At 36.1% G+C, this 19,716-nt stretch carries 18 protein-coding genes; 12 read left to right on the top strand and 6 right to left on the bottom strand.

The features are described 5' to 3' along the window. Positions 1-2: 2 nt before the first annotated feature. The 5 genes from holA to AACL18_RS01750 all read left to right on the top strand — a co-directional run bounded on the left by holA (position 3) and on the right by AACL18_RS01750 (position 4,956). On the top strand, positions 3-1,067 hold the full coding sequence (gene holA, locus AACL18_RS01770) for a DNA polymerase III subunit delta (protein ID WP_339050985.1): 1,065 nt from the start codon (positions 3-5) through the stop codon (positions 1,065-1,067). A gap of 69 nt (positions 1,068-1,136) precedes the next feature. After that, positions 1,137-1,763, top strand: a complete 627-nt coding sequence (gene nadD / locus AACL18_RS01765) for a nicotinate-nucleotide adenylyltransferase (RefSeq protein WP_339050983.1) — start codon at positions 1,137-1,139, stop codon at positions 1,761-1,763. Next, positions 1,760-2,095, top strand: a complete 336-nt coding sequence (gene rsfS / locus AACL18_RS01760) for a ribosome silencing factor (protein ID WP_339050981.1) — start codon at positions 1,760-1,762, stop codon at positions 2,093-2,095. The genes nadD and rsfS overlap by 4 nt, the downstream gene beginning before the upstream one ends. 6 nt (positions 2,096-2,101) lie before the next feature. Then, complete coding sequence (gene rlmH / locus AACL18_RS01755) at positions 2,102-2,569, top strand: 23S rRNA (pseudouridine(1915)-N(3))-methyltransferase RlmH (protein ID WP_339050979.1); 468 nt, start codon at positions 2,102-2,104, stop codon at positions 2,567-2,569. A 599-nt stretch (positions 2,570-3,168) separates the two neighbouring features. After that, positions 3,169-4,956 (top strand): hypothetical protein, encoded by a 1,788-nt coding sequence (locus tag AACL18_RS01750; protein ID WP_339050978.1) that lies wholly within the window; start codon positions 3,169-3,171, stop codon positions 4,954-4,956. An 82-nt stretch (positions 4,957-5,038) separates the two neighbouring features. On the opposite strand, the gene AACL18_RS01745 is transcribed toward AACL18_RS01750, so the two are convergent. The 5 genes from AACL18_RS01745 to glyA all read right to left on the bottom strand — a co-directional run bounded on the left by AACL18_RS01745 (position 5,039) and on the right by glyA (position 8,922). Continuing rightward, positions 5,039-5,527, bottom strand: a complete 489-nt coding sequence (locus AACL18_RS01745) for a phosphatidylglycerophosphatase A (protein ID WP_339051580.1) — start codon at positions 5,525-5,527, stop codon at positions 5,039-5,041. Between the two features lie 80 nt (positions 5,528-5,607). Continuing rightward, entirely contained in the window at positions 5,608-6,579 is a 972-nt protein-coding gene (gene thiL / locus AACL18_RS01740; RefSeq protein WP_339050977.1) for a thiamine-phosphate kinase, read from the bottom strand. Positions 6,580-6,677: 98 nt separating this feature from the next. Further along, positions 6,678-7,157, bottom strand: a complete 480-nt coding sequence (gene nusB, locus AACL18_RS01735) for a transcription antitermination factor NusB (protein WP_339050975.1) — start codon at positions 7,155-7,157, stop codon at positions 6,678-6,680. Next, positions 7,132-7,632: a transcriptional regulator NrdR gene (gene nrdR / locus AACL18_RS01730; protein WP_339051578.1), complete on the bottom strand. Its 501-nt coding sequence runs from the start codon at positions 7,630-7,632 to the stop codon at positions 7,132-7,134. The genes nusB and nrdR overlap by 26 nt, the downstream gene beginning before the upstream one ends. Before the next feature lie 30 nt (positions 7,633-7,662). Beyond that, positions 7,663-8,922 (bottom strand): serine hydroxymethyltransferase, encoded by a 1,260-nt coding sequence (gene glyA, locus AACL18_RS01725; RefSeq protein ID WP_339050974.1) that lies wholly within the window; start codon positions 8,920-8,922, stop codon positions 7,663-7,665. Positions 8,923-9,279: 357 nt separating this feature from the next. On the opposite strand from glyA, the gene AACL18_RS01720 reads away from it, so the two are divergent. From AACL18_RS01720 to miaA, 7 genes are all read left to right on the top strand, one after another. Then, the gene (locus tag AACL18_RS01720; RefSeq protein ID WP_339050972.1) at positions 9,280-10,899 is read left to right on the top strand and encodes a hypothetical protein; all 1,620 of its coding nucleotides are present in this window, start codon (positions 9,280-9,282) and stop codon (positions 10,897-10,899) included. Between the two features lie 112 nt (positions 10,900-11,011). Then, complete coding sequence (ettA, locus tag AACL18_RS01715) at positions 11,012-12,688, top strand: energy-dependent translational throttle protein EttA (RefSeq protein ID WP_339050970.1); 1,677 nt, start codon at positions 11,012-11,014, stop codon at positions 12,686-12,688. A 20-nt stretch (positions 12,689-12,708) separates the two neighbouring features. Continuing rightward, positions 12,709-13,188 carry a tRNA (adenosine(37)-N6)-threonylcarbamoyltransferase complex ATPase subunit type 1 TsaE gene (tsaE, locus tag AACL18_RS01710; protein ID WP_339050968.1) on the top strand — a complete coding sequence of 160 codons (480 nt, stop codon included), beginning with the start codon at positions 12,709-12,711 and terminating at the stop codon, positions 13,186-13,188. A gap of 77 nt (positions 13,189-13,265) precedes the next feature. Further along, positions 13,266-14,351, top strand: coding sequence for a bifunctional glycosyltransferase family 2/GtrA family protein (locus tag AACL18_RS01705; RefSeq protein ID WP_339050966.1), 1,086 nt, complete (start codon positions 13,266-13,268; stop codon positions 14,349-14,351). A gap of 79 nt (positions 14,352-14,430) precedes the next feature. After that, entirely contained in the window at positions 14,431-15,606 is a 1,176-nt protein-coding gene (locus AACL18_RS01700; RefSeq protein WP_339050964.1) for a protein kinase domain-containing protein, read from the top strand. Positions 15,607-15,652: 46 nt separating this feature from the next. Beyond that, positions 15,653-17,500: a DNA mismatch repair endonuclease MutL gene (mutL, locus tag AACL18_RS01695; protein ID WP_339050962.1), complete on the top strand. Its 1,848-nt coding sequence runs from the start codon at positions 15,653-15,655 to the stop codon at positions 17,498-17,500. Positions 17,501-17,516: 16 nt separating this feature from the next. Beyond that, on the top strand, positions 17,517-18,440 hold the full coding sequence (gene miaA / locus AACL18_RS01690) for a tRNA (adenosine(37)-N6)-dimethylallyltransferase MiaA (protein ID WP_422395899.1): 924 nt from the start codon (positions 17,517-17,519) through the stop codon (positions 18,438-18,440). Here miaA and AACL18_RS01685 read toward each other — a convergent pair. Then, a complete protein-coding gene (locus AACL18_RS01685; RefSeq protein ID WP_339050958.1) occupies positions 18,427-19,710 on the bottom strand; it encodes an MFS transporter in 1,284 nt (427 codons plus the stop codon). The genes miaA and AACL18_RS01685 overlap by 14 nt on opposite strands. Positions 19,711-19,716: the final 6 nt, after the last annotated feature.

The following is a 19,716-nucleotide window of genomic DNA, read 5'->3' as shown; positions in this document are numbered from 1 at the left end:
TTATGCAATGTCGTTATGAACAATTACCTCAACAATTAGATAATCCTGCTTTAGCGCCAATTTATTTGATATCCGGTGAAGAAATAGTATTAATTCAAGCAGCCTGTAATGCCATTCGCCTAGCGGCAAAAAAAGCAGGTTTTACCGATCGACAAGTATTTTATAGCGACACACATTTTAATGCTTCCTCGCTGATTGGCTGTATGAATAATTATGGATTATTTGCAGACAAACAACTGCTAGAATTACATCTATCGCAAGGTTTATCTGAAACCATAACACAAACGCTGGCACTGTATGCTAAAAACCCACCCCGCAATAAACTTTTGCTTATAATAGCGGGGAAACTGGACAGTCGCTTACAGCAAGCTGCTTGGTTTAAAAGTATTGATAAAGTAGGTTTAGTCATTCCGATATGGCCTTTACAACCCCCACAATTATTTAGATGGGTAACCGAACGTTTTCACTCCATGGGTTTAAAAGTAGAAAAAGCAGCTATTGAATGCCTTATTTTTGCCACCGAAGGAAATTTATTAGCGACTGTGCAAACCATAGAGAAACTCAGCTTATACCTTGACGCAAAAAATAACGTCGTTACGATTGACATGTTGACGCAGGCACTCAGCGACAACACCCGATTTGATCCTTTCAAACTGATCGATGCTGCATTAGCAGGAAACTCTGAACGTTGTTTGCGCATCTTAGCGCGTCTAAAAGAAGAAAATGTAGAACCCCTATTAATTTTATGGGCACTCAGTCGCGAATGCCGATTATTAGCTTCTTTTGCATTCAAACTTAATCAAGGCCAAAATTTAACAACGCTTTTTAAAGAACACCATGTATGGGAAAAGCGTAAACTATTACTTCAACAAGCCTTAAAACGTCATACGCTTATGCATTGGTATCGATTACTAAGTCTTGCAAGCCGCATTGACCAGCTTATAAAAGGGATAGGTACCGGTCATGTTTGGAATGCTTTACAGACGCTTAGCCTCGAAATCGCGGAGCCCAACTCGACTCATTGCAATTGGGTTTTTGACCAGTGCCGCGTCCATGCAACAAACTAGGGTATATAAAACCATGAGGATTGCGAGTTGCGCGGCAACACAGTCAAAAATTCAAGTGCGAAGAACATTATGATAGGGATACTTGGGGGTAGTTTTGATCCCATACATTATGGGCATTTACATATTGCGCTCGATTTATATCAACAACTCCATTTAAGTGAAGTCCGTTTCATCCCTTGTAAGAATCCTGTTAGTAACAAAAAAGTAGTGGCCACTGCACAACAGCGGCTTACTATGCTGCAACTAGCTTTACAGCCCTACCCTTATTTTTCCATTGACATGCGAGAATTATGTAGAGCCACTCCTTCGTATATGATAGACACCTTAGCTTCTTTACGTCTTGAATTGGGTAATACACCTTTGGGACTTATTTTAGGATATGATAATTTAGCTTGCTTAGATCACTGGCATCAATGGACGTCTCTAATCAATTTCGCACATTTACTTATTGTACCTAGACCTAGTCATACGCAAGCTTACTCTAAGGAAATCCATGCTTTTGTTGAAAGACATCAAACTAAGGACCCTTCCTTGTTATCACAACAAGCTGCTGGATTTTTATTCATGACTCATGTAGAAGCTTTACCCATCTCGGCGACTTTCATACGCAAAACTATTGCGAGCGGGAATTCGCCTATTGAAGCATTACCCCCTACCGTCCTTGATTACATTTTGGAACAAAAGTTATATTTATGACACAAGCTAATTTAAATAAAGATCTACAAACTGACCTAATAAGCTTATTGGAAGATCACAAAGCAAAAAACATTACTGCCTTGGACGTTAGTAAAATCACCGACATTACCGATCTAATGATTATTTGCACAGGAAATTCTAATCGACATGTTAAAACTCTGGCACAATATTTAGTCTCAGCTGCCAAAGCCAAAGGCATGACTATCTATGGTATTGAAGGTGAGAAAGAAGGCGAATGGATATTAATCGATTTAGTTGATGCAATTATCCACATCATGTTGCCTCAAGAGCGGGAATTTTATAATCTTGAAAAATTATGGAGCCAACCCTAAGAAAAAATGATCATTAATTTAATTGCTGTAGGATCCCGTTGCAGCCAGTGGGCTGAAACTGCCTTTCAAGATTATCAAAAACGCTTACCTTCAGAATGCAAACTTAATTTAATTACCATCCCACTTAGTAAGCGTAATAAAAATTCTGAAATTTCTAAACATATTGCCGAAGAAGAAAAAAAAATTTTAGCCGCCATTCCAAAGCGATCCCGCATCATTGCTTTAGATGTACAAGGACAAATGTGGAATACGCAACAACTTGCGCAATCTTTACAACGATGGCAGCTAGAGAGGCAAGATGTCAGTTTATTAATTGGCGGTCCTGACGGTTTAGGTGCCGCCTGTACAAAAATTGCTGAACGTATTTGGTCACTTTCACCATTAACGCTTCCCCACGCACTGGTTCGAATTATCGTGGCAGAACAACTGTATCGCGCTTGGAGTTTATTGAGTAATCATCCTTACCACCGATAATGATTTTACTTTCCAACAAAACGGCATAGTCTTTTTTAGATAAAACCCATTCAAAGCTTTTTGATTCTGCACTAAACAAAATGTTCATCTTCAATATTTTCAAATTCATTAATTTCATTTATATAATTAAATTTTTTTATCTAAAAACCAAATTAATCTTTATATTGAAAAACATAAATAACTCCTTTTTTCAAAATTTTATAATCATAATTAGAAATTTTGAACATGCATTAGATACGTATTAAAAAAATTTTTTAATTAAAAACTTAAGAATTGTCAGATAAAATAAATAAATAAATAAGAATTTAAATAACTAACTTTTCATAACTATCTACGTTTACTTTTTAATTTTTAGGAGACATTATGGATCAGATGCAGTCGAGTAAGAAAAAAGACTCTTAAGCTTGACGTTAACAACGCCCAAAAATACATCAGTGGAGGTGGTGAATTATTAGACAAAGGTCAAGGGACAACATCTGTACTGAGTTTTTCATACTCAAATACTATAGACAAAAACAAAACAGAAAAAAATAAAACTGACATGGCTAAAAAAATAATACTAAGCAATAAATGCTTTTCACATTAGTAGGAGACTTCTTATGCCTAATTCAAACAATAAAATTCGCGAACCACTAAAAATTAATTTTGCTGCAAGTCATGACCAAGCAAGCTTACAAGAGAAAATGGCCATGGATCAGAAAAAATTAACTAAAGCGAATGTTGATTTAGAAGAAATTAGCTCTCAACAAGAAAAGATAAATTCAATAAAATATGCTCAACAATTACTTAATGACATTCAGGAAGCCGCTAATAAATTAAGCGTTATTTACCAACATACTCCTAAAGAAAAATTAAAATACGCTGAGTCATTACTAGCTACTCATAAACCTTTAACTGCAAATGAAAAAAATAGATTTAAGGAAATTGAAGAAGCTTTAAGCAACACTTGCATTATTAAAGCTGTTGGTGATGAAGTTGTAAAATTTCAACTCGGCATTCTTGGCTATGAAAAAGATCGTAACAAGATCACTGAGTCTGAATTTAATTACTTAGTTCTATCACGATTAAAAGACAACAACTTATTAGATTCTTATAGACTACGAGTAACAGGGGATATGATTCTTAAGCGAACTTCATTAGAGATTTGCCAAGCCCTAGATAATGATCTCTCAAGCGATGAAGATTATAAAGCTTCTAAAAATCTCTTTATGGCCCGTCTAGAAGGGATAAACTATGAATTAAGCTTACTACATTCTGTATCGCCTAGAGATGTGACTCAACTTCGGAATGAATTAATATCGTTATCGACGCAAAATTTCGAAAACCACTCTGAAGGAAAATTACCTACTCTTCCAGAAGTTCCCGATCACTCTCTTGAGTTGAACTCACATCAACCTTCTAATGAACCTACAATAAATATAAATCCTATTGAAGAAGATCAAAAAAAATCAACATTTGTTTCACTTATGCAAGAACTCATCCCAGAAAAGAAAAAAAATCTAATAAACATAGACACGATCCAGCCCACGTCTCTTCAAACAATTATGCAGGCCAGTTTGGAAGAATCAAGTTCGCTGCCGGAAAATGAAATATTTAAACTTAATTATCAAACCTCAAGCAAAATAAAAGATGCTGCTTTGTTAGCAGTTCATAAGCTCGAAGAACAATTTAGAAAATCATATTCAATAGATGGATCTTCTACCCACGAAGAGATGCAGCGTAGTTGTGAAGCTGCTTTTAAGAACCATGATGAAAAATTAAAAAAACCAGTACCTTGTAAATTGACTGGTGAAAAATTGATCAATAAATATTATGAATTTGGAAATAAGTATCTAAATAAAAAGATAGAGAATTACAAAACAGCGATAGATAATTTAACCGCCAGTAGAAAAGGAGAATATGGTGAGTTTAGTAAACATAATTCCACATATAGCCATTTAAATAAAGATGAAAGAAAACAAACTTTGAGTAGAATCTATGATCATAAAAAAGCAACATTCAATAGAGAATTAGAGAAGGCTGAAAAGCAAAAAGCTTTATGGTTGGGAAACAAAATATTTACCCAAAGTGTAGAAAAAAACGGAAAAATTAAACAAGAAGAAGTACTTTTTCCAGAAAAAGAATTAGACTTTAGAAATCTTGTTTTAAATTTTAATTGCAATTCAGCATCCGAGGGCAAAACAATCAATGTTTATCAAGATGGTGTATTTCTTGTAAGAAATAAAAAAACTGAAAATGAACAATCAAGCATTCAAATTTCAAATATTCGAACTCCACATAAAAGTTGTATAACGGGGCTAACCTCATCCTCAGCCAATTTCTATAAGGAACATAATACAAAAGAAAAAAATCCTAAACAGACTGTGAGTATGGCATTGGGCTCATAAGTGCAAAGCTTTTTTAATAAACACAAACCGGAAAAGATAACTGGCGGGATTGACAAAGTTTAGTTCGAGATGGAGCGGCAACTCAAAAATTTAAGTGCAACGAGTATATTAGGTGTAAAATTATCCAGGCATACACACCCGCCATTAAATCATCTACCATGACACCTAATCCACCCGGCATTTTTCGATCTATCCAAGCGATAGGCCAAGGTTTCACAATATCGAACAAACGAAATAAAACAAAACCAATCGCTATCCATAACCAACCTTTTGGAGCGGCAAACATAGTCAACCCAAATCCACATATTTCATCCCAAACTATTCCTGAATAGTCGTGAACGCCAATTCCTCGCTCCGTTACATCACAAATCCAAACACCGATCAGCGTCGCGAATAACAAAATCAGTCCGTAGTTAACTAAAGAAAAAGACTGTATTAAATAATACAATGGAATGGCAACTAATGTTCCACAAGTCCCTGGCGCAAAAGGAGATAATCCAGCGCCAAAACCAAAAGCGATTAAGTAAATAGGATGGCTAAACACCTTACGGACTAGATCCTTTTGCATAATTTATCTCATAACATTCTATAGAAAAAAATGATTATATACTGACTAGAAGCTAAGACGCGAACATACGTTATCTAATACTTTCAAATAAAGTGCTGATATCCTAATTTATCTATATTGAAAACTGATCCTTTTTTATCTAGCAAAATTAAACCTGGTTCTTTTTTAATACTTCCTATACAGGTATAGGGCGTATTCAATGCTAGTAAATGTAATTGCAATGCTCTTTCATGCGACTCAGGCACAGTAAAACATAGCTCATAATCATCTCCAGAATTTAAAGCCAATTGCCATGCCTTTGCAGATGGCAAAGCTTGCAGACTCTCTGATAAAGGAAGCTTTTCTAATTGAAGCAACGCACCCACTTGATTCGTCGATAAAATATGACCCAAATCAGCGGCTAGTCCATCTGAAACATCAATAGCACTACTTGCAATATCACGTAATGCAAGACCTACCTCGACGCGGGGAACGGGTCGATTTAAACGTTGCATGACAAAAAAAATCTGAGAGGGTGATAATCCAAAACAATTTTTTTTATGGATTGATTCGAGAGCCAAGCCTGCATCACCTAAAGTCCCTGTCACATAAATGCGATCACCTACTTTTGCACCGACACGACCTAACGCTTTACCCGCTGGAACAAACCCTAATGCCTGAAACGTAATTGTTAAAGGTCCTTGTGTTATATCTCCTCCCACCAGTTGCAATTGAAAATCTTGCAGTAAAGGAAAAAAACCTTCGGTAAATTTTTTGAGCCAGATTTCATTGGTGTTAGGTAATGTCAGTGCCAGTAATGCCCATGCAGGCTCAGCACCCATTGCAGAAAGATCACTTAAATTAACTGCTAATGATTTATATCCAATATCCGCAGGTGAAGTATTTTCAGGAAAATGTCGACCTGATACTAAAGTGTCGGTACTCACTACCAATTGTTGATCGAATGGCACTTGCAAAATAGCGGCATCGTCGCCTATGCCTAAAATAACATCTTTGCGCTGCTTTGTTGGTGAATTAAAAAAACGTTGAATTAAATCAAATTCATTTAATGACATAAAAGATTAGAAAATTATTGATCCTTATATACTTTTTGCACTTGAATTTTTATGTTGACGCTTAACTCGCAATCCATATACATCACATTTTGATCGCTTTATTCTTGTGATGTCTTGCCCAAAATCCCTTTGCTGTGAGTATATTCCAAAGAACGATTTTTTTTTGCTAGTAGGTTTAAAATACCATTAATATATTTATAACTATCCATAGCGCCAAACATCTTAGCTAATTCGATAGATTCGTTTAATACAACTTTATAAGGGACTTCTGGGCAGTCAAGCAATTCATAAGCACCCAATCTCAAAATAGCCAACTCTACCAATCCTAATTCTTTAAGTGGACGGTCTAAAAATTGTTGTAAAAGATTATCTAATGATTCTTGATCCTTTAAGACTCCTTGAACTAGCAAAAGGAAATAAGCAGTATCCACACTCACCATTTCCTCTTGAGCCAAAAATTTAGCTTGAATAGCAGAAAATTTTTCTTGCGTTAAATGCCATTGATAAATGGCTTGCATAGCAAAACGACGTGCGCGTTGCTTTGCTTTAAAATTATTTTTTTTCGATTTCAGTGTCATGAGTTTGTTTTTTATTTGCAGAAATATCTTGTTTTAATTGTTCAATCGCCTGATTAAATGCTTGTATATCCTGAAAACTTCGATATACCGATGCAAATCGTACGTACGCAACGGGATCTAAATCACACAGTTCTTCCATCACCCATTCACCAATTTGTCTTGAAGAAATTTCACGTTCGCCTAATGCGCGTAATTTTTTTATTAAGCGCACAATAATTGCCTCAACCTGCTCGCTGGAAACAGGTCTTTTTTCTAGGGCTTTAAGCATGCCCGCTCTTAGTTTTTCCTGATCAAAGGCACTCCGCGTATTATCACGTTTGACCACGCGTGGTAATCCTAGCTCAGCTGATTCAAAACTGCTAAAACGTTCATTACATTGTAAACATTCACGCCGACGCCGTACCTGTTGACCATCGCTACTTAGACGAGAATCGATCACTTTGGTATCCGCTTCATTACAAAAAGGACAATACATCATTGTATCTCTAGAAGAACATTTCTGAACTTAGGGGGAGTATACTGGAAATTGCTGGCATAGTGCCATGACTTGTTTCCTGACTTTATCTATGCATTGAGGGTCTTTTAGATTATCAAGGACATCGCAAATCCAATTAGCCACGTCCCTCACCTCTTTTTCTTTTAAACCTCGAGTGGTTATAGCAGGGGTGCCTATCCGTAAACCGCTAGTTACAAAAGGTGAGCGTGGATCATTCGGAAGCATATTCTTATTCAAAGTGATATATGCCTTTTCCAATATCTCCTCAGCTTCTTTCCCTGTGATACCTTTTTCAATCATGTCGATTAAGAAAAGATGATTATCGGTCCCGCCAGAGACGATTTTATAGCCTCTTTGCAACATCACCTGAACCATAGCTTTTGCATTAGTTATTACTTGTTGCTGATAGACTTTAAAACTAGGTGCTAAAGCTTCTTTTAAAGCGACTGCTTTACCCGCAATAACATGCATTAAAGGTCCGCCTTGCTGCCCTGGAAATACCGCAGAATTTAATTTTTTTTCGATTTCAGGATTTGAGCGCGCTAAAATTAAGCCTCCTCTAGGCCCGCGTAAAGTTTTATGTGTAGTCGTTGTCACCACATCCGCAATAGGAACCGGTGAAGGATACAAACCCGCTGCCACTAACCCTGCTATATGCGCCATATCCACCAAAAAATAGGCACCCACTTCATCCGCAATATCTCTAAATCGTTGCCAGTCCACCACTCTTGAATAAGCTGAAAAACCCGCAATAATTAATTTAGGCTTATGTTTTTTTGCCAGGAATTCTACTTCTGCATAATCAATTAATTGTGTATCGGGTGTGACACCATACGCATAGGCATGATACATTTTCCCAGAAAAACTAACTTTTGCTCCATGCGTTAAGTGACCACCATGCGCTAAACTCATGCCTAACAGAGTATCCCCAGGTTGAATCAAGGCCATATAAGCCGCCGCATTCGCCTGGGAACCTGAATGCGTTTGTACATTCGCGTAATCTGCTTGAAATAATTCCTTTGCTCTATCAATTGCTAATTGTTCTACGATGTCAACATATTCACAGCCGCCATAATAACGTTTACTGGGGTAACCTTCGGCATATTTATTGGTTAAAACAGAACTCTGTGCTTGCAATACCAACGGACTGGTATAGTTTTCTGAAGCAATTAATTCTAAATGATCTTCTTGACGCTGAGCCTCGTTGCTCATCGCGGACCATAAATCAGGATCAAAGTCGCTAAGTGTTTCTTGCAGTGAATAAGACATGATGATTTAATCCCTCATTTTTAAAGTCAAAAATTTGTTATTTATTGAAAATTCTTATATTACTTTCTTTTCTTTCCCTAATCAAAAGCTAGTTTTCAATTTATTACGTATGGTAGCATACGTAAAAATCTAACAATATTAAAAGGAGTTAATAAAAATGTTTACATTGCCTAATCAATTAAATTCGGTTAATAACTCCTTTAATAAATTATTAAAATTAAACACTAACTCACCTGAATATGCAAAATTGCGTTTGAGTATGAGCGCATCGTACAATTAGCATTAGACACCGCTCATTCTAGTAATCAAATAAAACTCATTGGGCTCGCCGCTCGTTTAGGAGTCATCCAATGCAAAATGAATTCCTTTGAATTATCACCTACTGCTGAATTGATCATTCAGAACAATGACTCTGAACTTGGATTATTAAAAAATCAACTTGATCAACTTAATAGAGAAAACACAGCATTCCAAAAAAAAGTTTCTTTGCGGAAAAGTAAAACTTTTGCCTTACAATTAAAGACAGCCACAAATAGTTGGGAAAAAGATAAAAAAAATCGTCAGGTTGCTTATTATTATAATTTTGCCTGTCATATTTTAGACACTACAACCTCACCAGTGTTAGTAGGAAAAGCGATTAATTACTTGGAAAAATCGTCTGCTCTTTATAAGCAAAATAATATGCCGCAAGCAAAGATTGAAACGGATATTAAAATAGCTGAAGCTAAAGAAACTTTAAAGGAGTTACAGTTAAACTCCTCGATAGTTCCCTTGGAAAGAATAAAGCTTCAAAATGCAGAGATACAAATTTCGCGCGTAACTCTTAGCGATAAGGATTCGTTAATCGCAAAAAATATTGATAAAATTCCGAATTTGGTATCAAACAAACCTGTCGTAACCTCTAATAAACGTAGCTATCCGCCATTAGAGATAAATGAAAAGCTTAAAACAAAAATCTCTAAACCTAATACATCAAAATCAATAACAAATGCTTTAAGCTTACTTACAATATCTAATGAAGAATTATTAAACTTAGAAAAAAATATATTTAAAGAAATAGAAGAAAGCTTGGAAATAGCCGTATTTTTACCTGACAATTATTTTTATCCTTTATTTATAAATAATATGGCTAGGTTTATACACCCACATTCCGATATTGATAGATTGACACAGTTAAGGTTAGCCGAAATAGTTTTATATCTTTCTAAATCACCTGAAAGTGCTTCTCTTGAAAATAAACAACAAATAATAGCCAATGAATTTAGGATTAACTGCGTTTATAGAGATTTTTTTTCCTCGGAGGAACGATCGAAACCAGAAATCCTGCAAGAAAAATTTCAAGCTGTAGATGGGGTTAAACTGCTATTTTTATCCGAAATAAAAGCATATTACTTCAAGCGAAAAATAGCACTCTCCGATAATGATTCAAGAAAAATTTTTCTTAATGAATTGCAATCTATTACAGTGAAATCTATGCAAGCTGCTTTAACTGAAGGCACAATACAAACTATTGCTTATCAGCTAAGCCACCCATTGCTTGAACCAGGACATCAATTGTTTGAAAAATTACTAAGCGCTATTTTAGCATTTTATATCGCCGCCCATCCAGATCAGCAAAAACAAAATTGCTTAGAAAAAAATAATATTCCTGTTCAACCTTCAGATCTTAGATATCAAGATTTTTTAAGTAAATTATATGATTTAACAAGTTTATATTCAGCACCTGGGGTGAAACAAATAAAATTTAGCCATAGCGGTATCCGTAAATTATATTTTTTTAAACCCCAATCTATCGCACTCACTAAGGAAATTTTTTTAACTAGGCTTAAAGAACACCTATTAATGCTTAAAACTGATTATATACCATCAAATAACCAATATTCTGCAATTTGTCACTGTTTAACTCAATTAATAACCACTCAAATTGATCAGCATACTAAAGATCAGAAACCTCTATGGAGACCCTATGACCCCTAAATAACAATCTAAAAATAGTCGAATTTAGAACAGCTAGAGTATAAAAAATCTAGCTAGTTCAGACTATTATTGCTAGTATTCCTTCTTTCTAACAATTTATTGATTTTAGGTTATGTCCCAACAATATATCTATACCATGCAAGCAGTGAGTAAAATCGTTGCCCCTAAGAAAGAGATCCTTAAAGATATTTGGCTATCTTTTTATCCTGGAGCGAAAATTGGGGTCTTAGGGCTAAATGGCTCAGGCAAATCGACTTTACTGCGTATTTTAGCAGGAGAAGATCAGGATTTTGTCGGTGAAGCACGTGCATTACCAGGAATCAAAATTGGCTATCTTCCTCAAGAACCTCAATTAGACCCACTTAAAGATGTGCGTGGTAACGTGGAAGACGCCATTGCAGATACTAAAAAGCTATTAGATCGATTTAACGAAATTAGCATGAAATTTGCCGAACCTATGAGTGAATCGGCCATGAATCAGCTCTTCGAAGAACAAGGCGAGCTACAAACACAAATCGATGCCCAAGGAGGCTGGGAATTAGAACGTAAATTAAATATAGCAGCAGATGCGCTCTGTTTACCTCCATGGGACGCACAAATTACACAACTTTCGGGTGGTGAACGACGTCGTGTCGCATTATGTCGCTTGTTATTATCCAACTCTGATATGTTGTTGCTCGATGAACCCACTAACCATTTGGATGCGGAAAGCGTAGCCTGGTTAGAACGCTATTTACATGATTATTCAGGCACTGTCATTGCAGTAACCCATGACCGTTACTTCTTAGATAATGTCGCCGGTTGGATTTTGGAACTCGATCGCGGGCATGGAATCCCCTATGAAGGCAATTATTCCTCTTGGCTAGAACAAAAACAAAAGCGTCTTGCTCAAGAAGGAAGACAACAAGCCGCTCATGAAAAAAGCTTAAAAGCTGAATTAGAATGGGTACGAACTAACCCAAAAGGTCGGCAAGCAAAAAGTAAAGCGCGTTTAGCACGTTTTGAAGAATTAAGTTCTCAAGACTTTCAAAAGCGAGCCGAAACACAGGAACTCTATATCCCACCGGGAATACGTCTGGGGGATTCGGTGTTGGAATTTGATCAACTGACAAAAGGCTTCAATGGACGCATATTAATCAATAATTTTAGTTTTACAGTGCCAAAAGGTGCCATCATAGGAATTATTGGTCCGAATGGTGCTGGGAAATCCACTTTGTTTAAATTGATTATGCAACAAGAACAACCCGATAGCGGAAAAATACATCAAGGTGCTTCCGTACAACTAGCTTATATTGATCAAAGTCGTGATTCACTGAATCCGGATCATACTGTGTGGCAAGAAATCTCCGAAGGATTGGATATTATGACGATTAATCAATTCCAAATGCCTTCACGATCCTATGTAGGTCGCTTCAATTTTAAAGGGTCTGATCAACAAAAACTAATAAAAAACTTATCGGGCGGCGAACGTAATCGCGTCCACTTAGCCAAATTATTACGTGCTGGTGGCAACGTTTTACTCCTTGATGAACCCACCAATGATTTGGATGTAGAAACTTTACGTGCATTAGAAGAAGCATTGTTAAGTTTTCCCGGTTGCGCAATGGTGATTTCTCATGATCGCTGGTTTTTAGATCGAATGGCAACGCATATCATCGCTTTCCAAGACAATCGGATTGATTGTTTTACAGGTAATTTTACCGATTATGAATTTGATCGTTTAAAACGCTTAGGCATTGACGAAACTCAAGCTAAGAAAAAAATGAAATACAAAAAACTAAATGATTAAACTAAATATTTCACGCTTCTATGTCAGTCATTTTACTAAAAACTGAAAAAGAAATGGAGCAATTAGCCAAAAAATTAGCTGAGTGCTGCCCTAAGAACAAACGATTGATCATTTTTTTAAAGGGTGAGTTAGGCGCAGGAAAAACATTCTTTGTTCGTGCGCTAGTAAAAAAATTAGGCTATTCAGGCTTAGTAAAAAGTCCCACTTACACCTTAATTGAAACCTATGAGATAGCCCCTTATTCTATTTATCATCTTGACCTATATCGTTTACAATCCCCCAACGAAATATTTGAAATGGGGCTTTGTGATGAATTTGACCAACCTGCTATTTGGCTAATAGAATGGCCTGAACGTGCTTTAGAATTTTTACCCAAACCCGATATTATTTGTCATATCAATTTAATGGAAATGAACAGACAGATATTATTCCATGCCGAAACTTTTCAAGGCACACAAACCTTAGCCTTATTCAATCCATCTTTAAATAAGCTTTTTTAACAAAGGAATCATTGACTTTATATCCAATCTTTGCAACCGTTCTTTAAAGTGAATCTTATTAAGGACTAGTCTCCTCTATGTCTTTTACTTATACTCAAGCTATGATAAAGGATTTGCATCCAACTATTCTTATTCCTGCTTACCAGCCTAACGATAATCTGGTAGCGTTAATAAAATCTTTACGTGAAAGCCAATCTAAACAACGAATTATTGTTGTAGACGATGGCTCTGACCTTAATAAACAAAATATTTTTTCAAAAATTCAAGCTTTTGATATTGAGCTTCTCCGTCATACAAAAAATAAAGGTAAAGGTCAGGCGCTCAAAACGGGATTTAAACATTGGCTAGCCACTAGCCACCCTAAAGAATTAGGAATCGTCACTGCGGATGCTGACGGTCAACATCTTCCCCAAGATATCCTACACCTCTCAGCAGTTTTTATGCAAAAACCCTCACATCTCTATTTAGGAAAACGTACATTTAATAATACGCCCATTCCATGGCGTAGTCGATTCGGCAATAAACTAACAAAATATATTTTGCGTCTATTTAGTAAAACCATCTTAGAAGACACACAAACGGGTTTACGTGTCATTCCACGCACCCTGCTATTACCTTTGTTAAATTCGAATGCACGCGGCTATGAATTTGAGCTAGAAATGTTATTGATTGCTGAGGAACATCAAGTCAATATTCAAGAAATTCCTATAAAAACAGTCTATTTAGATGATAATCGTTCCTCACATTTTAATCCTTTAATCGACTCCATCAAAATTTATTTTGTTTTTATCCGCTTTGCCGCTATTTCCTTAATTTCAGCTGCGATCGATTTCGCCTTATTTTTTTTAACTTATTGGCTTAAAAAAAATATATTTCTTGCTGTGTTATTAGGACGTATTTTATCGGCCACTTTCAATTTTAAATTAAATCAGCACCTCGCCTTTAAAAGTAAAAATCGTTGGTTACCCGCGGCGTTGAAATATACTGCCTTAGCCACTTTTTTGGGACTTATTGCTTACAGCCTCATTAAATTTATCCACGATTTTGGAATAAATGTTTATAGCAGTAAAATTATTGCTGAAATTGCTTTATTTATCCTTTCATTTACTATACAACGTTTTTTTATTTTCAACAAAACTCCTGTATTGGAAATTAAATCTTAATTTTGAAATTAATTAAGATTAAAATTTAAAATAAAAAATATGTACTAACATTTGTATAATAAAAAAGGGTTATAAAACGATGTACCGCAATAAACATAAACTATCGTTAAATCTTCCTGTTTATCCGGACTCTGTCAAGGAACTTGGTGTAACGCGCTTGGGGTCTGAAAAATTTGTGCCTATTAAACATGGAAAGTTATGTCTACCTAATGATCCGACGAATATTGCTTTTGTCCAAAAAAAGGAAAAAAAAACAATTCTATCTGAAATAAAAATTTATAAGCTTATTGCTTCTAATAAACAATCTAAAAAAAAAGCTATCCTACAACCAATTCCTAATGTTAGTAACGAGTCCTCCTTACTCTTGCCATTCATGTCAGGGGGGGATTTAGATTTACACCATTCTTTTTTATTTGAACAGTTTGAAAAAAAAAACATAGCAAGTTTATGGTTAATGAAACAACTATTTTTGCTGTTAGAAGCATTGTATCACCTGCATACAGAAACATTTATTTTTGAAAATCAGGAATTTAAAGGAATCGTTCATGGTGATATTAAATCAAGCAATATTCTGATAGACGAATTAGGCAATCTAATTTTGGCCGATTTTGATTGTGCTTATCTTGCAGACGAGCCTGCGCATCAGTTTGGTAGTCTACGCTATGTGGCCCCTGAATTGTTTGCTAATATGGATTTTACCAAAATACCAATTTTAAACGTAGATAAATCGGATATTTGGTCATTGGGAATTACACTTTATCGACTATTAAATAATAAATTTCCTATTTTCTTTAATGATTTCACCTTGAATCAAAAAAAAGTCGGTGCGAATTTTTTCCAAAAAGAATTAAATAAAAATAATTATTGTGTTCTGAAAGATGACATCAGTTGTTTTATCGATTTAAAAAAATGGGGAGAGAAATATTCCTCATCATCAATGGCCAGAAACGCTCAGGAGAGTTTAAAAATTCTTCAGGAAATTAAAGATAAGGAGGACACTCTAACGCAATCGGAAATTTTAAATCATTTATCTTTAGCTATGTTAACACCGGTAGAAGAACGACCTTGTGCGCAAACCCTATTAAATCTTCTACACGGATTGAAAAAACATTTCTGTGCAGCAAATGACGATGAATATCAGGAATTTATTACTGATTTGTTTAACCATTCTCCCTTAAAAAAAGATGCACAGGTTAAGAAAAATTTAAATCCGGCGACAGATGGCTTAAATATCAAAAATCGAATATTCAGCTAATGGTGAAAATTTGTTAAAATCCCTGTCTTTCCCTGTAGAAATAACTATGTCAGATCGTATCCAACGTTTAAGCTCACATTTGGCCAATCAGATTGCTGCAGGTGAAGTCATTGAACGGCCTGCGTCTATCGTAAAAGAATTGGTCGAAAATAGTCTGGATGCGGGTAGTCAGCAAGTTGATATCGATATTGACAAAGGGGGTATTCAGCGTATCCGTGTCCGCGACAATGGCCACGGTATCCATAAAGATGATTTAATTTTGGCCTTAGATCGACATGCAACCAGCAAAATTCATACGCTAAATGACTTAGAACGAATTACTACATTAGGATTCCGCGGCGAAGCCTTAGCCAGCATCAGCTCTATCGCTAGGCTCAATTTAAGCTCCTCGACAGAGACCAGGCAACAAGGCTGGAAAATCACCTGTGATTATCACCAGGAACATCCGTTAATCCCCATTCCTGTTGCGCATGCGCGGGGAACAACCGTAGAAATTCAAGACCTTTTCTTCAACACTCCAGCTAGACGCAAATTTTTGAAGTCGGAACAAACCGAATTTGCGCATATAGAAACTTTGATAAAACGCTTAAGTCTCAGTCATTTTTCTGTAGGTTTTAGTTTGCAGCATAATAAACGAGGCATTTATCAATTGCATCCTGCCTGCGACGAAGCTGCAAAACAGGAACGTGTTGCAACATTGGGTAGCCGCTCCTTTATAGAAAACGCTATCTACATTGATATGCAAAGCATCGATTTGCGCTTATGGGGCTGGATTTCATTACCCACTTTTTCACGTAGCCAAAACGATTTACAGTATTTTTATGTTAATCGACGTATAGTAAAAGACAAATTAATCAATCATGCGGTTAGGCAAGCTTACCAAGACGTTCTTTATAATGGTCGTCACCCCGCTTTTGCGTTGTTTATCGAACTCGATCCCCATTCAGTTGATGTGAATGCTCATCCTGCTAAATATGAAGTTCGCTTTCGCGAGGGTCGCTTAGTCTATGACTTTATTAAACAAAGTTTACAAAAAGCTTTAGCCAACACATCTCCTAGATCACAAACCAATAAATCAATACCGAACACAATTGAATTATCGGTTGAATTAAACGAAAAAATCTCCGATATCTCTTCTAAGATAACACATCCTCAACAAACTAACTTTCCTTTACACGTTGCTGCAGATTCTATGAGCTATCCTACTAAAACTGATCATGCGCTCTGTGTTTCATTGAAAGGCGAAGAAGTTTTAGCAGAAAAAAAATTAACTCTTCAAACCACAAAACCCACAGAAACTTTACACTGTGATCCACCTTTAGGTTTTGCCTTAGCACAATTGCATGGCATTTATATCTTGGCTGAAAATACTCAAGGTTTAATTCTAGTTGATATTCATGCAGCACATGAGCGCATCCTTTATGAACGCTTAAAACATGACATACAAAATAGTGCCATAAAAACGCAACTATTATTAATTCCTATCTGTTTAACATTATCTCAACAGCAGGTCTTGCTTTTAGAAGAATATAGTAGCCTATTTACACAGTTTGGCTTTGAGTTTGAGAATCTGGGTCCCGAAACCATGATTATTCGCCAAATACCAGAACTCCTAGCGAAAGACAATGTACAGCAACTGGTGCATGATGTTTTAAGTGATTTAATTCAACACGCTAACAGCCAACGTATACCTGAAAAAATTAATGAATTACTTTCTAGCATCGCTTGTCATAGTGCTGTACGTGCTCACCGCAACATGACATTGATTGAAATGAACCAATTACTCCGGGACATGGAACGAACTTCGCGTAGTAATCAATGCAATCACGGTCGACCAACCTGGAAACAATGGTCTTTATCAGATATTGATCGGTTTTTTCTACGTGGACGTTAAACCTGTTATCTGCCTGATGGGTCCAACGGCATCAGGAAAAACTAATCTAGCCATCGATTTACTTACTTATTTAGAGTTTGAAATCGTTAGTGTCGATTCAGCATTGATTTATCGTGGTATGGATATTGGCACTGCCAAACCTTCTAGACTTATCTTAAATCAAGCACCTCATCGATTGATAGATACACATGATCCTAGTGAAATTTATTCCGCAGCAGAATTCAGAACAGATGCTATCAATGCAATTGAAGAAATTATTAATAAGGGTCGTATTCCATTATTGGTAGGTGGAACGATGCTTTACTTTCATGTCTTGCAACAAGGCATTGCTACTTTGCCACCCGCTAATCAACTTGTTCGTGAACAACTAAAAAAAGAGCTAAAAGATTTCGGGTTAAAGAAACTTCATGAACGTTTATCAATAGTTGATCCGATCGCCGCCCAACGCATTCATCCTAATGATCCACAACGAATCTTACGCGCTTTAGAAGTTGCTCTGGTCTCTGGAAAAACATTAACTGAATTACAACGCACGCTTACTCGCTCATCACCCTATTTTTTTATTAATATTGCATTAATTCCTGATGATAGAACTTTGTTACATGAAGCGATCACTGCCCGTTTCCAAGCTATGTTAGATTTAGGTTTTATAGAAGAAGTTGAGAAACTATTTAAACGTGGCGATCTACACGCTAATTTACCCGCTGTACGCACAGTTGGTTACCGGCAAATTTGGAATTATTTACTTAATAGTATTTCCTATACTGAGATGCAAGATCTGACCCTTATTGCAACACGACAACTCGCAAAACGCCAATTAACCTGGTTACGTTCTTGGCAAGAATTAAATACATTTGCCAGTAACCATAAAGAAAACGTCAAAAAAATAATTGAACTCATTAAAATGAACTTAACTAAAAATCAAGTTAATCCTGTTTGAACAAAGTCAAATAACTCGGTACGGTCATTTTTTTAGAAACAATTAAAATAATAACGGCTACAACAGCGCTCAGAGCAAGATATAAACCGGGTATGGCAACATTGGTGGTTTTTGTTATTAAATAAATAGCTACCAACGGCGCTGTGCCCCCAAAAATAGAATACGCCAGATTATAACTAAGCGAACCTAAGGTATACCGTATTGCGACCGGTATTCGATCGAGTGTAAGCGCCAACAGTGGTCCTTGAAAGCTAGCGGCTAGAAATGTAAAAATTATTTGCGCAATAATAACTGCAAAAAAAGAACCTTGCGCAATCATCATATATAGCGGATAACTGAAACACATCAATCCAATGGCACCTACCAACATGATAGATTTCCGCCCAAGCTTATCAGAAAGCCAACCAAAAAAAATATCGAGCAAAATAAGTAAAATCAATATTATTGTATTCAGCGCATGCGCATGAATTCTCGAATGACCCAAAACATCCGTGAAATAAATAGGCATAAAAATAAACACTAAATAAGTTATTAAAGCTGACAACAAATAAAGCCCCATGAGTTGGCCAATCAAAAACTTATGCGTTAAAAAAATAGTTTTTATTGGAAATTTTTCTATTAAACATTGGTAGCGTAAATGCTGAAAAGCTTGTGTCTCTGGGGTTTGTGTTCTTATATAATACGCGATGAAGCCGCTAATAGCAGCTAACAAAAAAGGCAAACGCCATGCAAAGCTATAAAGTAAAGGTCCTTGAAAACATACGAATAAAATAAAAACGACAAAGGATCCGAATAACAGGCCAATCACTGAGCTCGCCCAAATTAATGATGAATAAAAACCGGTTTTATTTGAGGGAATAGACTCTACTAGAAAGCAAGCAGAGCCAAACGCTTCACCCCCTACTGCGATACCTTGCAGTAATCGGAAAAAAAGCAATAAAAATGCCGCGCTTATTCCGATCGCGGCATAGTCTGGAAGCATACCTATTCCACACGTAGCTATTGCCATCAATAAAACGCTTAAACTTAAGGCTTTTTTTCTACCTTGTGTATCTCCTAGATAACCAAACAGGGCTGCGCCCAAAGGACGTGCTAAATAACCCATTGCAAAAACACTATAACTCAGCAACAAACCAATGCTTGGTATGGCATGAAAAAAAATTTGTGCAAAAACACCTGCTAAATAGGCATAAAGACTAAAATCATACCATTCTAAAATAGTTCCTATACAAGCTGAAAAAAAAATTTTCTTTTGATCCTTGGTCAGCATTTTTTC

This window comes from Rickettsiella endosymbiont of Xylota segnis (assembly GCF_964019545.1).
Classification (GTDB): Bacteria; Pseudomonadota; Gammaproteobacteria; order Diplorickettsiales; family Diplorickettsiaceae; genus Aquirickettsiella.
This window is presented reverse-complemented; position numbering and strand designations above follow the sequence as displayed.

Bases quoted from the DNA above. Each gene is read 5' to 3' on its own strand.
- thiL (WP_339050977.1), bottom strand. From the start codon at position 6,579: ATGTCATTAAATGAATTTGATTTAATTCAACGTTTTTTTAATTCACCA.
- AACL18_RS01705 (WP_339050966.1), top strand. From the start codon at position 13,266: ATGTCTTTTACTTATACTCAAGCTATGATAAAGGATTTGCATCCAACT.
- AACL18_RS01720 (WP_339050972.1), top strand. From the start codon at position 9,280: ATGAATTCCTTTGAATTATCACCTACTGCTGAATTGATCATTCAGAAC.
- nadD (WP_339050983.1), top strand. From the start codon at position 1,137: ATGATAGGGATACTTGGGGGTAGTTTTGATCCCATACATTATGGGCAT.
- rsfS (WP_339050981.1), top strand. From the start codon at position 1,760: ATGACACAAGCTAATTTAAATAAAGATCTACAAACTGACCTAATAAGC.
- AACL18_RS01750 (WP_339050978.1), top strand. From the start codon at position 3,169: ATGCCTAATTCAAACAATAAAATTCGCGAACCACTAAAAATTAATTTT.
- tsaE (WP_339050968.1), top strand. From the start codon at position 12,709: ATGTCAGTCATTTTACTAAAAACTGAAAAAGAAATGGAGCAATTAGCC.
- holA (WP_339050985.1), top strand. From the start codon at position 3: ATGCAATGTCGTTATGAACAATTACCTCAACAATTAGATAATCCTGCT.
- miaA (WP_422395899.1), top strand. From the start codon at position 17,517: ATGGGTCCAACGGCATCAGGAAAAACTAATCTAGCCATCGATTTACTT.
- rlmH (WP_339050979.1), top strand. From the start codon at position 2,102: ATGATCATTAATTTAATTGCTGTAGGATCCCGTTGCAGCCAGTGGGCT.
- AACL18_RS01700 (WP_339050964.1), top strand. From the start codon at position 14,431: ATGTACCGCAATAAACATAAACTATCGTTAAATCTTCCTGTTTATCCG.
- ettA (WP_339050970.1), top strand. From the start codon at position 11,012: ATGTCCCAACAATATATCTATACCATGCAAGCAGTGAGTAAAATCGTT.
- glyA (WP_339050974.1), bottom strand. From the start codon at position 8,922: ATGTCTTATTCACTGCAAGAAACACTTAGCGACTTTGATCCTGATTTA.
- AACL18_RS01685 (WP_339050958.1), bottom strand. From the start codon at position 19,710: ATGCTGACCAAGGATCAAAAGAAAATTTTTTTTTCAGCTTGTATAGGA.
- nusB (WP_339050975.1), bottom strand. From the start codon at position 7,157: ATGACACTGAAATCGAAAAAAAATAATTTTAAAGCAAAGCAACGCGCA.
- mutL (WP_339050962.1), top strand. From the start codon at position 15,653: ATGTCAGATCGTATCCAACGTTTAAGCTCACATTTGGCCAATCAGATT.
- nrdR (WP_339051578.1), bottom strand. From the start codon at position 7,632: ATGTATTGTCCTTTTTGTAATGAAGCGGATACCAAAGTGATCGATTCT.